Source organism: Bradyrhizobium sp. (genome assembly GCF_049586575.1).
Taxonomy (GTDB): Bacteria; Pseudomonadota; Alphaproteobacteria; order Rhizobiales; family Xanthobacteraceae; genus Bradyrhizobium.
In genome coordinates, this window is record NZ_JBAVCF010000417.1 from 22,182 (window position 1) to 35,160 (window position 12,979).

At 61.6% G+C, this 12,979-nt stretch carries 14 protein-coding genes; 3 read left to right on the top strand and 11 right to left on the bottom strand.

Annotated elements, in window-relative coordinates; genetic code table 11:
* Nucleotides 1–18 precede the first annotated feature (18 nt).
* On the top strand, nt 19–891 hold the full coding sequence (locus WB528_RS16545) for a fumarylacetoacetate hydrolase family protein (protein WP_423889486.1): 873 nt from the start codon (nt 19–21) through the stop codon (nt 889–891).
* A 22-nt stretch (nt 892–913) separates the two neighbouring features.
* Nucleotides 914–2,539: a thiamine pyrophosphate-dependent enzyme gene (locus WB528_RS16550; protein WP_423889487.1), complete on the top strand. Its 1,626-nt coding sequence runs from the start codon at nt 914–916 to the stop codon at nt 2,537–2,539.
* 8 nt (nt 2,540–2,547) lie between these two features.
* Here WB528_RS16550 and alkB read toward each other — a convergent pair whose 3' ends face one another.
* From alkB to WB528_RS16605, 11 genes are all read right to left on the bottom strand, one after another.
* On the bottom strand, nt 2,548–3,201 hold the full coding sequence (gene alkB, locus WB528_RS16555; RefSeq protein ID WP_423889488.1) for a DNA oxidative demethylase AlkB: 654 nt from the start codon (nt 3,199–3,201) through the stop codon (nt 2,548–2,550).
* Nucleotides 3,202–3,213: 12 nt separating this feature from the next.
* Nucleotides 3,214–3,960: a 2OG-Fe(II) oxygenase gene (locus WB528_RS16560; RefSeq protein WP_423889489.1), complete on the bottom strand. Its 747-nt coding sequence runs from the start codon at nt 3,958–3,960 to the stop codon at nt 3,214–3,216.
* A gap of 128 nt (nt 3,961–4,088) precedes the next feature.
* Complete coding sequence (locus tag WB528_RS16565) at nt 4,089–4,775, bottom strand: DUF2848 domain-containing protein (RefSeq protein ID WP_423889490.1); 687 nt, start codon at nt 4,773–4,775, stop codon at nt 4,089–4,091.
* Nucleotides 4,768–6,117 (bottom strand): amidase, encoded by a 1,350-nt coding sequence (locus WB528_RS16570; protein ID WP_423889491.1) that lies wholly within the window; start codon nt 6,115–6,117, stop codon nt 4,768–4,770. Before WB528_RS16570 ends, WB528_RS16565 begins: the two co-directional genes overlap by 8 nt.
* A 25-nt stretch (nt 6,118–6,142) precedes the next feature.
* Nucleotides 6,143–6,463 carry an AtuA-related protein gene (locus WB528_RS16575; protein ID WP_423889492.1) on the bottom strand — a complete coding sequence of 107 codons (321 nt, stop codon included), beginning with the start codon at nt 6,461–6,463 and terminating at the stop codon, nt 6,143–6,145.
* A 2-nt stretch (nt 6,464–6,465) separates the two neighbouring features.
* A complete protein-coding gene (locus WB528_RS16580; protein WP_423889493.1) occupies nt 6,466–7,809 on the bottom strand; it encodes an acyclic terpene utilization AtuA family protein in 1,344 nt (447 codons plus the stop codon).
* Complete coding sequence (locus WB528_RS16585) at nt 7,809–8,522, bottom strand: ABC transporter ATP-binding protein (RefSeq protein WP_423889494.1); 714 nt, start codon at nt 8,520–8,522, stop codon at nt 7,809–7,811. Before WB528_RS16585 ends, WB528_RS16580 begins: the two co-directional genes overlap by 1 nt.
* The gene (locus tag WB528_RS16590) at nt 8,512–9,243 is read right to left on the bottom strand and encodes an ABC transporter ATP-binding protein (protein ID WP_423889495.1); all 732 of its coding nucleotides are present in this window, start codon (nt 9,241–9,243) and stop codon (nt 8,512–8,514) included. The genes WB528_RS16585 and WB528_RS16590 overlap by 11 nt, the downstream gene beginning before the upstream one ends.
* Nucleotides 9,233–10,153, bottom strand: a complete 921-nt coding sequence (locus WB528_RS16595) for a branched-chain amino acid ABC transporter permease (protein ID WP_423889496.1) — start codon at nt 10,151–10,153, stop codon at nt 9,233–9,235. The genes WB528_RS16590 and WB528_RS16595 overlap by 11 nt, the downstream gene beginning before the upstream one ends.
* The gene (locus WB528_RS16600; protein ID WP_423889497.1) at nt 10,146–11,072 is read right to left on the bottom strand and encodes a branched-chain amino acid ABC transporter permease; all 927 of its coding nucleotides are present in this window, start codon (nt 11,070–11,072) and stop codon (nt 10,146–10,148) included. The genes WB528_RS16595 and WB528_RS16600 overlap by 8 nt, the downstream gene beginning before the upstream one ends.
* Nucleotides 11,073–11,116: 44 nt before the next feature.
* The gene (locus WB528_RS16605) at nt 11,117–12,361 is read right to left on the bottom strand and encodes an amino acid ABC transporter substrate-binding protein (protein ID WP_423889498.1); all 1,245 of its coding nucleotides are present in this window, start codon (nt 12,359–12,361) and stop codon (nt 11,117–11,119) included.
* Nucleotides 12,362–12,567: 206 nt separating this feature from the next.
* Between WB528_RS16605 and WB528_RS16610 the strand changes: the two genes are divergently transcribed.
* The gene (locus WB528_RS16610) at nt 12,568–12,978 is read left to right on the top strand and encodes a Zn-ribbon domain-containing OB-fold protein (protein ID WP_423889499.1); all 411 of its coding nucleotides are present in this window, start codon (nt 12,568–12,570) and stop codon (nt 12,976–12,978) included.
* Nucleotide 12,979: the final 1 nt, after the last annotated feature.

Genomic DNA, 12,979 nt, shown 5'->3' on the forward strand with positions numbered 1-12,979 from the left:
CATCGGCTTGAGACATTCATGATTCCTTCCCGCATCGCCACCTTTGCCGTCAACGGCTCCACAAAATACGGCGCCGTGACCGATCGCGGGATCGTCGATCTCTCCGCGCGTTGGGTTACGGACTTCCCGACCTTGCGCGAGGTCGTCGCGGGCGGCGCGCTGACAAGACTCGCGGAGGACGCCGCGCGTCTTCCGGCTGATTATGCGATCGATGACATCACATGGCTGCCGCCGATACCGGCGCCGGAAAAGATCATTTGTATCGGCGTCAACTACCCCGATCGCAACGCCGAGTATAAAGACGGCTCGGACGCACCGAAATATCCGAGCATGTTCCTGCGGACCCCACGTTCGTTTGTCGGTCACAACACACCACTTGTGCGGCCGAAGACATCCGCTCAACTCGACTATGAGGGCGAACTGGTGCTCGTGATCGGCAAGGCCGGCCGGCATATCGCGGAGATCGACGCGCTCGATCACATCGCTGCAATCACCCTCTGCAACGAGGGCACCATCCGCGATTGGGTCCGTCACGCCAAATTCAACGTCACCCAGGGCAAGAATTTCGATTCTACCGGAAGCCTTGGCCCGTGGCTTGTTCCCTATATCAACGAATCGCAGATTGCCGATGTGAGGCTGACGACCCGGGTCAATGGCGAGACGCGGCAGGATGATCGCACCTCACGGCTGATCTTCGGCTTTCGCTATCTGATCCATTATATTTCGACGTTCACCACGCTCGTGCCGGGCGATATCATCGTCACGGGCACGCCAACCGGCGCCGGCGCGCGGTTCGATCCGCCGCGTTACCTGAAGCCCGGCGACGTCATCGAAGTTGAAGCCGAAGATATCGGCGTGTTGCGCAACAGCGTGATCGACGAAACTGCGTGATCGCTACGGATTGGATAGTTCAATGCCCCTGAGCTCCGGTGGAGAAGCCATTGTCGACGGCCTGATTGCGCACAGCGTCGACACCGTGTTTGGCCTTCCCGGCGCACAAATTTACGGACTGTTTGATGCCTTCCAGCAAGCCCAGCTGAAGGTGATCGGCGCGCGGCACGAGCAGGCCTGCGGCTACATGGCCTTCGGCTATGCGCGTTCAAGCGGCAAGCCGGGCGTCTTTAGCGTGGTTCCGGGCCCCGGCGTACTCAACGCAAGCGCGGCGTTGTTGACGGCCTTTGGGTCGAACGAACCCGTGCTCTGCCTGACGGGCCAAGTGCCCACCGCCTATCTCGGCAAGGGCCGCGGCCATTTGCATGAAATGCCGGACCAGCTTGCGACGCTGCGCACCTTCGTGAAATGGGCCGACCGCATCGAATATCCAGCCCATGCGCCCGCGCTGGTCGCGCGCGCATTCCAGGAGATGCTGTCGGGGCGCCGCGGCCCGGTTTCACTGGAGATGCCGTGGGACGTGTTCACGCAAAAGGCCGAGGTCGGCGCTCCCGAGGTGTTCGCTCCATTCCGCGCGCCCCCGCCTGATTTGGACCGGATCAAATCCGCGGCGAGCCTGATCGCGGCGAGCAAAGCGCCGATGATCTTCGTTGGCTCCGGTGCGATCGCGGCCGGCCCTGAAATTCTGGAACTGGCCGAGCTGATCGATGCCCCGGTGGTGGCGTTCCGCAGCGGGCGCGGCATCGTTTCCAATGCCCACGAACTCGGACTGACCATGGCCGCGGCCTACAAGTTATGGCCAAAAACCGATCTCATGATCGGGATCGGGACCCGGCTCGAATTGCCGACCATGACGCGGTGGCCGTTTCGCCCCGACGGACTGAAGTCCGTCCGCATCGATATCGATCCCACGGAAATGCGGCGGTATTCGCCAGACGCAGCGATCGTGGCTGACGCAACGGCCGGCACAGCAGAGCTGTTGGCCGCGGTGCGAAAAGCTGGCTACGCCAAGACCAGCGGTCGCCGCGCAGCAATCCGTGAGGCATCGGCGGCGACGCTGAAAGAGATCCAGAAGATCCAGCCGCAGATGGCCTATCTGAACATCTTGCGCGAGGTGTTACCGTCGAATGCGATCGTCACGGACGAGCTGTCGCAAGTCGGTTTTGCTTCCTGGTATGGCTTCCCCGTCTACGAACCACGGACATTCATCAGTTCCGGATATCAGGGCACGCTCGGCGCAGGTTTTCCGACCGCGCTTGGGGCCAGGGTCGCCCACCCCGACCGGCCGGTGGTTGCGATCACGGGCGATGGCGGTTTCATGTTCGGGGTGCAGGAACTCGCGACTGCCGTGCAATTCAAGATCGGCGTTGTCGTGCTTGTGTTCAACAACAACGCCTACGGCAATGTGCGGCGCGACCAGCGCGAGCGCTTCGATGGCCGCATCGTCGCGTCCGATCTCGTCAATCCGGACTTCGTGAAACTCGCGGAGTCCTTTGGCGTCGGCGCAGCTCGTGTCACCTCGCCCGATCAATTCCGGCCGGCGCTGGAGATGGCGCTGGCCGATGGCGGTCCCTATCTGATCGACATCGAAGTGCCGAGGGACTCCGAAGTCAGCCCCTGGGCCTTCATCCATCCGGCGAAACCATAAGAATTACGTCACCGAATCTTGCGGAACGTCAGATTGAGGCGTTGCGATCCCATGATCGGATGCTCGCCATCGGCCAGCGGCGCGACGCCATGAAAGAACAGCCGCGACGGCCCGCCCCACACCGCGATATCGCCATGCTCCAGGCGAAATCGCCGCGGCTTGTCGCTGCGTTTTAATCCGCCGAACAGGAAAATCGCAGGCAAGCCCAGCGACACCGAGACGATTGGCGCTGCGAAATCGAGCTCGTCCTTGTCCTGATGCAGCGACATCTTCGCACCGGGCAGGTAGCGGTTGATCAAACAGACGTCCGGCGCAAATCCGCCAAAGCCGGCACGGCCAGCGGCGCGCTCCGCAAGATCACGGAGCAGCAGCGGCATCGTGGGCCAAGGCTTGCCGCTTTCGGGATCGACAGCGTGATAGCGATAACCGGTGCGATCGGTGACCCAACCGGCATTGCCGCAGTTGGTCATTGCGACCGACATCTGATGACCGCCGGGCGTCACCATGTGCCGAAACGGCGCCGCGCCTACGATGTCGCGAAGGGCGGCAATCAGCTCGGCCTCGGCCTTACCGACGAATCCGCGCAACAGCACAGCGCCTTCGGCCATCACCTCCTGGGACGACTGCCTCTCGGTAAGCCTTGCAAACAAATCCGCCGTCAACGCGAGAGGCCCTCACTTGGCATCGTGGAAGATCACACCGACCGTATGACGGCGACCCGATCGGATTCGGCTCACGCCATGACGCATATTGACACGGTAAAAGCCGCGCGTCCCCTGCACCGGACGGACATGCACGGCAAATGCGACGCCGTCGCCCTGGGTTAACGGCACCACATCCGCGCGCGACTGCATCCGCGGCCGCTGCTCGGTCAGCACGAACTCCCCGCCCTCGAAATCGCTGCGCGGTTCCGACAACAGAATGGCGACCTGCAACGGAAACACATGTTCGCCATAGAGATCCTGATGCAGGCAATTGTAGTCGCCTTCCCCATATTGCAGCATCAGCGGCGTCGGCCGAAGCTGGCCCGCTTTATGGCATCGGGCCAAGAACGTTTCGTGGCTTTCGGGATACCGGATATCGATATCCATGGCCTCGTTCCAGCGGTTGGCGATGGGCTGAAGGCGCGAATAGAGTGCGGGGCGCAAGTCTGCGATCGGCTGCGGCAGCGGATAGGAAAAATATTTGTATTCGCCGCGACCGAAGCCATGACGGCCCATCACGATCCGGCTACGAAATATCTTGTCCTCGGGATAGCGCGCCGCCAGCGCCCGGCATTCTTCCGCCGTGAGCAAACCTTTGAGCACGGCGCAACCCTGCGCATCGAGATCGCTTGCGGCCTGCGTCCAGTCGATGGCAGCCACGCGGGCGGCGATATCGGTTTCAAATCGGGAAACAATGTTTTGTGCAGATGTCTTCATGCCGGCTATCGTGGCAAATCGGGATCGCTCGGGCCACCCGATTTCCGGCTGAGTTTCATCATCGGAAGTGCGCTCCCTCTCCCGATTGGAGAGGTAAAGCGGCGTCCGCGGCGTTCAGACGCGCGTCTCTACCCAAGCACCGGCAGCTCGACCACGTCATAGGCATGGAGGATCGTGCGTTTTAGCACCGGGTCTTCCAGCTCGAATTCGAAGCGGCTGGCCGGCCTGATCCCGCCTTTGGCCGCAAAAGTGCCACCAAACATGACACAGCCGTCAGGCAGTTTCCCACCGGCAAAACCGCGTGCGAGCAGTTCGGAAACCGGCAGCATCGCGTCTAGCGTGCCTTCCTGATACAGCGCTCGCTTGCCGCCGATCCAGGCATGGGAACGCAGGATCAGCCGGTCCCAGTGATCAATGACATCTTCGAGTTCCCACAGCGTGGAGGCGATCGGCTTGTCGCACATCTGCTTGGACACCGTGACGCTGTAACTCTCGACCTTGCGATCGGTATGATCGGAGCCGAGGCCAACGAAAATGCGTCCCTGCCAGCCGATCAGAACAAACTCGACTTCCCCACTGGAATTGCCGCCGCAGACCTCGATCCGGTCTTCCATGGTCAACCGCCGCGCCGAGCAGCGGTAGTAGATCGGCGTCGAGGCAGGTCTCGCGATACCGATCGCCTCCAATTCGGCGATGTGTTTGTCGCGAGCCACCGGATCTCGACCGGTCCAACCCGCAATTACCGCTTGGTCGATCGCGAGTGTTAAGGGCGTGGTCGTGTCCTTGGCATCGATGGTGAAGGTGAGGTCAAACATGGATCGCAGCCTCCATACCGGCGGCCAGTTCGAAGATGCGACGGTCCGAACCTCCCGCTGCGCTCAGCATCAAACCGACCGGCGCTTCGCCACGATGATGGCAAGGCAAGGAAATAGAACAGCCGTCCATCATGTTGATCAGGGTGCAATTGCGCAGCGACAGGAGGTTCGCTTTCGTGAACGCGTGGTCGTCGGCGAGATCTGATATCCGCGGCGGCGTGATCGCAGAGGTCGGCATCACCACGGCATCATAGGGGGCAAAGCGCACGGCTGCCCGCGCGATGAACGATTTTCGCGCCTCCAGAATATCGATGTAGTCCGCGGCCGTGATGCTTTGGCCGCGCAGGATCCGCAAAGACACGCGGGGGTCATAGATGTCGCCGTGGTTCTCGATCAGATAGCGATGCCAGGCATAGCTTTCCGCCGCGGCAAATCCACCCTTGGCGTTCATGACGGCGACATCGAGGAATTCCGGCACTTCGATCCGCTCGACCAATGCACCTGCCCGCGATAACGTTTCAAGTGCCCGCTCAAAGCTTCGCGTCACATGAGCGTCGAGGTCGTCGAGCGCGACCGTCGTCGGCACCGCCAGCCGCAGTCCCTTGATGGTGCGCGCTTGCAGCGGCCGAACCGGCTCGTCGGCGAGTACGGCATCGAGCACCGCGCAACACTCGACGGTGCGCGCGAGTGGTCCGAAACTATCGAGCGTGAACGACAACGGCACGGCGCCATCGCGCGGGATGCGCTGCTGTGTCGGTTTGAAGCCGACGATGCCGTTATAGGCCGCAGGAATCCGGCACGATCCACCGGTGTCAGAACCAAGCGCGCCATGCGCCATGCCATCGGCGACCGACACCGCCGCGCCTGACGACGACCCGCCGGGAACATGACCAGCATTTCGCTGCCAGACGCTCTTCGGCGTACCATAGTGCGGATTGATACCGATGCCGGAATAGGCGAATTCAGTCATGTTGGTGCGACCGATCAGGATGAAGCCAGCGCGCCGCAGCCGCGATACGACTGACGCGTCGCTCTCGGCCGGCGGTGAATCATCGAGCGCCCGGGAGCCGGCCCGCGTGACCTGCCCTTTGATGTCGAACAAGTCCTTGATCGAGATTGGAATGCCGGCAAATGGCGACGGCGCGGCCCTGACCTCGCGGAGCCGATCCATGGCCTTGGCAGCCTCGATCGCGGCCTCAACGTCGACATGAACAAAGGCGCGGTTCCCCTCGCCCGATTTGTCGGCGATTTTTGCGAGGCACTCGTCGACGAGTTTCCGCGCATTGGTGCGGCCGCTTTCGAGATCTGCCGCCAGCGCGGTGAGTGTCGGAGTGTTGGGCATGGCCTTGGTCGCCTCGTTGATTCAGCTAAAGTCTATTCGGAACGGCGTCGATCTCCAGATCGAGCAAGGCGGAGCTCAACGATTTGCCATGCGCATCCAGCGCTAGCGACCGTGTCACCCCGCCCCCCAGCGCCCGGTCCATCACGAAGTTGAGTGCAAACAGTTTGGGTAGCTCATAGCGAACAACCTCGCCTTCGACAACGCCCGCGAAATGCGCTTTGACCCGCGCGCTGGTCACCTGATGAAGCAGCCACGGGTAATACTTCTCGTCATAAGCAATGACAGAAATATTGGAGATATTGCCCTTGTCGCCGGTGCGGGAATGAGCGATCTCGCGCAGCTTCATCGTTATGCGCCTCCGACGAATTGCACCTGCGGCTGCGCCAATTCGCGCGGCAGCAACACGGAAGCGACCGCCACGACATCGCGCGCGGATTTGGAGGCCCCGCCCCCGCCGGCCGGCCCATTGGTGTAGAGCGTTTCGACTTCGTTACCGATCCGCACTGCCTCGCGCAGGTTTTCGGTACGCCCGGTGACGCGTACGCGCACCTCATAGGGCTCGTTCGCATGGGCCGAGAGTTGCGCGCCGTGCAGGGAATCGACGCCGATCAGGTCGAACCGCAATTCTCTGGCCGCAACACCCGTAAGTTTCAAGCGCTCGCGAACGACGTCGAGCGCGAGCCGGCCACGCGCGAGCGCACCCGGACCGGCGTAGGAAATCTGGCCCTCGCCGATAAAGCTGTCGACATAGCCGACCGATACCTTGAGCGTTGGCGGACGTTCACTGCCGCGTCCGCCGCTAATTCGCACGCGATCCTTGCCCGCTTCCTCGACCGTCACTTGCGAAAAATCCGCGGTCACGTCCGGCTGCAGATATCTCGTGGGATCGTGCACCTCATAGAGCAGTTGCTCCTTGCAGGTCTGCGCGGTGACGGCGCCACCGGAGCCCTCGACCTTGGTGATGACGAGGCTGCCATCCTCGCCGACCTCGCCAATGGGAAAGCCGAGCCGGGCCAGATCCGGCACGTCCTTGAAAGTTGGATCGGCGAAGTAGCCGCCGGTGACCTGGCCGGCGCATTCCAGCAAGTGACCGGCGACGATGCCTTTGCCGAGCAGGTTCCAGTCATCCGCCGGCCAGCCAAAGGCGTGGATGAGCGGCGCGAGGAATAGCGCGGGATCGGAAGCCCGTCCGGTGATCACAACGTCGGCGCCGCCGCGAAGCGCTTCCGTCATCGACCCGGCGCCGAGATAGGCGTTGGCGGAGATCAGGCGATTGCCGAGCTGGCCGATCGTGCCGTCGAACTCCATGATCGGGAGATCGCGCGCTTTGCAGGCATCAAGGACGTCGTCGCCGACGATGGCCGCAACCTTCAGCGAAGCCAGCCCCATCGATCGGGCCATGGCAGCAGTCCTGCGCGCCGCAGCAAGCGGATTGGCTGCCCCCATATTGGTGACGATCTTGATACCTTTGGCAGCGCAGACCGGCAGCACCGCGCGCATCCGCTCCTCAAGCAGCGGATCGTAGCCAGCTTCCGGATTCTTCAGGCGCGCTTGTTGGGCCAGCGCAACGGTGCGCTCGCCCAGACACTCAAATACCAGATACTGAATGTCGCCCTTTTCGGCGAGTTCCACCGCGGGCTCGATGCGATCGCCCGAATAGCCCGCCCCTGACCCAATGCGGATGGTTCGCATTACTTCAGTCCGAAATAGGCTCGCCGCAACGCCTCATTGTCGGTCATTTCGGCCACCGTTCCCGAAAAACGGATACGGCCGCCTTCCAGTACGAACACGCGGGTGGCGACCTCAAGGAAGCCGATATTCTGCTCGGCAATCAACAAAGCCAATCCCCTTCCTCTGAGATCACTCAGGATCCGGATGACTTCCTTGACGAACAGCGGCGACAACCCGGCCGACGGCTCGTCCATCACCAGAAGGCGAGGCTCGGCCGCCAAGGCCTTGGCGATACCAAGCATTTTCCGCTGGCCGCCGGAGAGGCTGGAGGCCGGCGCGCGGCGTTTCTCACGCAGTACCGGAAAGGTTTCGTAAAGATCTTCGATCCGCGGATTGGGATGCCCGAGCGCCTGCGCGCCGACCTTGAGGTTTTCCTCAATCGACAGGTCGGGGAATACGGCAAGTTCCGACATGTAAGTCATGCCCAGCCGCATCCGCGCGCTGGAGCGCATCCGCGTCACATCCTCGCCGCCGAGTTTGATGCTGCCGTGCCGCGCCTCGATCAGTCCGACCAGCGATTTGAGAAAGGTGGTCTTGCCGGCGCCGTTGGTCCCGAGCAGCAGCACGGTTTCGCCGGCGCGGACATCGAGGTCGACGCCCCATAGCACCTGCATCGTGCCGTACCCGGCATCGACGCCTTGAGCCGTCAGCAAGGCTGTGGCCTCAGGCGGCATGCTCGCCTCCCAAAAACACCTCGATCACCTGCGGCACTTTCACCGCGACCGCGAGCTTGCCTTCGAAAATCTCCTTGCCGGCGTTCATGACGATGACGCGATCGGTAATGTGCTCGATGAAGCCCATGAGATGCTCGACCACGATGATCGCCATCCCGCCCTTGGCCAACGCCTGGATGCGCTCGGCGATCCAGTCGAGTTCCGCAGGGTTGAGCCCTGCGGCGAGTTCGTCAAGCAACAGCAGCCGCGGACGGGTCGCGAGCGCCCGCGCGAGGTCGAGCATCTTCTGCTGGGCATTGTTGAGATCGGCCGCCGGACGGTCGGCGACCTCAATCAACCGGTATTCGTCCAAAAGATCGGTGATCGCCGGCGGGGTCGTCGCGGCGCCGCCATAGGCCAGTGCCACCTCGACATTCTGCCGCACCGTCAGCGACAAAAACGTTTTTGGAATCTGGAAGGTGCGGTTGATGCCGAGATGGACGAGCTTGTGGGAGACCCTCCCCCCGATCGAGGCGCCGTCCAACACCACCTCGCCACCGTCAGGGGCGTAAAGGCCGGAGATTACGTTGATCGCCGTGGTCTTGCCGGAGCCGTTGGGACCCACCAGCCCTAAAATCTCGCCGGAAGACACGTGGAAGCTCAATCCGTCCAGCGCGTAGAAGCCGCCGAAGCGTTTGACGAGTTTGGAAACGTTGAGAAGGGGCACGCTGTCAGGGAACATTCCAGCCCCTGCGTGTTGCGAGCGATACCAGGCCTGCGGGAAGAAACAGCACGAGGCCCATGATCAGGAGGCCGTAAATCAACTGGAAATATTGCGGCGTGGTGAATCCGATCAGGTTGTAGATGCCGTAGAGGATGATGACGCCGACGATCGGGCCCGAGATCGAGGCAACACCGCCGAACAACGCAAACACGATGGCAAAAATACTGAAGTCGCCGCTGAAGACATTGTCCGGATAGAACACCGAGACGTACCAGGCATAGACGCCGCCGGCGAGGCCAGCGACCAGCGCGGAGGTGAGCCAGGCGATGATCCGCATCCGCACGACATTGACGCCCGCCATTGAGGCGCTGACGGCGTCTTCCCGCACCGCCTGCAATGCGAGGCCGAAGCGCGAATTTTTGAGAAAAACCACCGCACCCAACGTCAGCGCCAGCACGACCAGCGCCGCCGCGTAGGCATATGTCGGATTGAACGTGCCCGTGAGCGAGACGCCGTAGGGACCGCGCGTGATCGACTCCAGTGCAGGATTGGCGATGAAGTGCAGCACCGCAAGCGACGCCGCGAGATTGGCGATGGCGAAATAGGCCCCGGAGAGACGCAGCAACGGCGTGAGCAGCAGCCCAAGGGCAACACCGACCACGCCGCCGACGAGGACCGCAAGCACCGCTGGTGTCTGGAAATGCATCACCATCACAGCAAAGCCGTAGGCGCCCGCGCCAAAGAAGCCGACATAGCCAAACGGCAGATAGCCGGTGAAACCATAGATGATGTTCACGCCCTGGGCGAGAATCAGAAAGATCACGAAATTGAACAACAACAGGTGGTTTTGATAGACGCCCGGCAGCACTGCAAAAACGACCAGCAGCGGCACGGCGATGAAAAGCGTGTGCTTGAGGGCATTAGGCAACGCGCACCCGCCTTCCGAGCAGACCGCTCGGACGCAACAGCAAAATGAAAATCAGGAGCACATAGGGCAACAGGTCCGACCATGAACTCAAATATGTCTGCACGACCATGTAGCAGATGCCGTAGACGACGCCGCCGAGCGCGGTCCCGAGCGGATTGCCAAGCGAACCCAGCACCACGATAGCGAACGACGTGACGGTCGCATCGGCGCCAAACGCCGGCGTCACCGAGCCGAACATGAACGGCGCGAAGATGCCGGCAATCGCGGCCAATCCCAATCCAATGCCAAATGCCGCGGCCGAGACGCGATCGACGTCGATCCCGGTTGCCAGCGCCTCGTCGCGTCGCGACATCACCGCACGCGTCAGGGTGCCGAGACGCGTCTGGTAGAGATAGACATACACCAGTGCGATCACGATCAGGCTGGTAACGGCAGCGATCACCCAGGGCGCCGGAAACCCCTGGCCAAGGATCTGGACCGGTCCACCGCTAGCCGCCGTACCTCCAAACCATTTGACCTTGATGGTGGAAAATACCGTGCCGAGCGCGCGGCTTTGAATCGAGCGCTCGCTGGTCCCGAGAAAGATCGTTGTGACGGCCTCGATGACCTGGGACAGGCCGAAGAAGAGGATGATCGACAGCATCTCCGGGTTTGCCGAGCCTTGCAGGCGCGGCACCAACACCCAGTACAGTAGCATGCCCACAATCAAAAAAATCGCGAATGCCAGCGGCACCGCGAACAGGGGATCGATTCCAATGACCGTCACGACGCCGACGGCCACGAACGCGCCGAGCATCAGGAAGTCGCCATGCGCCAGATTGACGATGCGCATGACGCCAAAGACCAGATTAAGGCCGATCCCGACCAGGCTGAAATACAAGCCAAAGAGAACGCCGGCGACCAGCGCATAAGTCAGCATCGGCGTTTCTCACTCCCGGAAAGCTATTCCGAACTGCGCAGCCCTCATGGGCGAGGATAGACGGGTTTACCGGTCGCGGTTTCGTGCGGATAGATCGAAACGAATTTGACGTGCCCGTGATCGTCCAGCTCAAGCTGTCCGAGCGGGGTCAATTCGCCGGTCTGGCCGCCGGTTTCGTCGAGGGCGAAGGGCCCGCACAACGTCTTGAGTTGTCCAGAAAGGCTGAACACGGCGCGACGCAACTCCATCTGATCGAGGCTTGTCGCCACTGAAAGCGCTTTCTCGATGACCAGCCCGGTAGTGTATCCGGCCACGGCGTTGAGGCCGAATTCAAGTTTGCCGTCCGGATATTTCTTGTCCCAGGCGGCCTTATAGGTCGGGAGGTTCATGCCGAAGTTGACGGGATATTCCAGATCCGAGGCCGGCACGTAAGTAAATACGTGCTCGAGTCCCTTGTCGCCGACGTTCTTCTCGAGCAGCTCCTTCTCGAGGCCTGCGTAGATCGCAAACAGCATTTTGAACTTGGCGCCGACGTCGGCGACGTTGCGCAGGAATGCGATATCGTTCGGCGCGTATCCGAAATGAAACACCGCATCCGGCTGCGCGTTGCTGATGTTGTTGATGATGACGGTGTAGTTGGTCGTCTCGGTGGGGACTCCCTGGTCGTACACGATCTCGATCGGCACGCCGGAATCCTTGATGAACTTGCGGAACGCGTTGGCCTGGGTGCCCGTGAATTCGTTGGTCGAGTAGAGGATCGCGATCTTCTTGATGCCGAGGGCCGGTCCGTCATGAATAACGAAATCCGCCACGGGCTTGGGCCAGATCGTCGAGACCGGGTCGGCCATCAGCGCGATATAGGGATTGTCCTTTGAGAAGAAGCTGGCGCCGGTGCCGGTCTGGTCGAACAGAAACATCTTGTGGTCGCGCGCGATCGTGACCGCGGGAGCAGTCAGTACCGAACCGGAATCGGCGACGAGCAGATCGACCTTATCCTGGGTGACAAGCTGGTTATAAAGCGTGGAAGCGGTAGCCGTATTGCTCTGATCGTCATAGGCGACGAGCTTCACGGGCAGCTTCTTGTCGAAGGCCTTGACGTAGACCCCACCATCGGCGTTTTTCAGATCGACCCACATCTTGAGCGAGCTGAAAACCGGCATCGAAATCGACGCAAATCGCCCGGACGAGGCATAGAGGGTGCCGATCTTGATTTCCGCCGGCGCATCGGCGGCACAGGCCTGGGTGGCAAAAGTCAACCCAACAAGCGCCGCGCCAATCACCCTCAACATAACTACTTCCTCCCAGCTTTTTCTTAGGTTGGCGGACCATAGCCCGGGCGGTTGCCGGGATACAAGCGTCCCCCGCCTAGGCAATAAATATAAGGAAATAGGACACTTAAGGGCCGTCCGTCTGGACCGTTGACGACACGCGGTCCATTGTCGCATCAACGATCCGAACGAGGGGCAGAAGAGCCCCGTTTTCAGGAGAGAACGACATGGCGGAGCCGGCACGCGCGCGACCGAAGCCGACGCCCGAAACGCAGCATTTCTGGGATGGCACCCGGGCCGGCGAGCTTCGGCTGCAGCGCTGCGACACTTGCGCCCATGCCTATTTCCCGCCCCGTCCCTTTTGCCCTGGCTGCGGCTCGCGCAAGGTCAGCATTTTCAAGGCCAGCGGCAAGGCGACGCTTTATAGCTACGTCATTCATCACCGGCCGGTGCCCGGTTTTACCCCGCCTTACGCAATCGCCGTAGTGGAGCTGGAAGAAGGTCCGCGCATGATGACCAATATCGTCGGCTGTCCGCAGACGCCTGAAGCGCTCGAACTGGACATGAAGCTGGAGGTCAGTTTCGAGAAACTCGACGACGCAACCACTCTGCCCCTATTCCGCCCGGCGAGGGATTGAG

Coding starts and splice junctions, on each gene's coding strand:
- WB528_RS16545 (WP_423889486.1), top strand. CDS start 19: ATGATTCCTTCCCGCATCGCCACCTTTGCCGTCAACGGCTCCACAAAA.
- WB528_RS16550 (WP_423889487.1), top strand. CDS start 914: ATGCCCCTGAGCTCCGGTGGAGAAGCCATTGTCGACGGCCTGATTGCG.
- WB528_RS16560 (WP_423889489.1), bottom strand. CDS start 3,960: ATGAAGACATCTGCACAAAACATTGTTTCCCGATTTGAAACCGATATC.
- WB528_RS16565 (WP_423889490.1), bottom strand. CDS start 4,775: ATGTTTGACCTCACCTTCACCATCGATGCCAAGGACACGACCACGCCC.
- WB528_RS16570 (WP_423889491.1), bottom strand. CDS start 6,117: ATGCCCAACACTCCGACACTCACCGCGCTGGCGGCAGATCTCGAAAGC.
- WB528_RS16575 (WP_423889492.1), bottom strand. CDS start 6,463: ATGAAGCTGCGCGAGATCGCTCATTCCCGCACCGGCGACAAGGGCAAT.
- WB528_RS16580 (WP_423889493.1), bottom strand. CDS start 7,809: ATGCGAACCATCCGCATTGGGTCAGGGGCGGGCTATTCGGGCGATCGC.
- WB528_RS16585 (WP_423889494.1), bottom strand. CDS start 8,522: ATGCCGCCTGAGGCCACAGCCTTGCTGACGGCTCAAGGCGTCGATGCC.
- WB528_RS16590 (WP_423889495.1), bottom strand. CDS start 9,243: ATGTTCCCTGACAGCGTGCCCCTTCTCAACGTTTCCAAACTCGTCAAA.
- WB528_RS16600 (WP_423889497.1), bottom strand. CDS start 11,072: ATGCTGACTTATGCGCTGGTCGCCGGCGTTCTCTTTGGCTTGTATTTC.
- WB528_RS16605 (WP_423889498.1), bottom strand. CDS start 12,361: ATGTTGAGGGTGATTGGCGCGGCGCTTGTTGGGTTGACTTTTGCCACC.
- WB528_RS16610 (WP_423889499.1), top strand. CDS start 12,568: ATGGCGGAGCCGGCACGCGCGCGACCGAAGCCGACGCCCGAAACGCAG.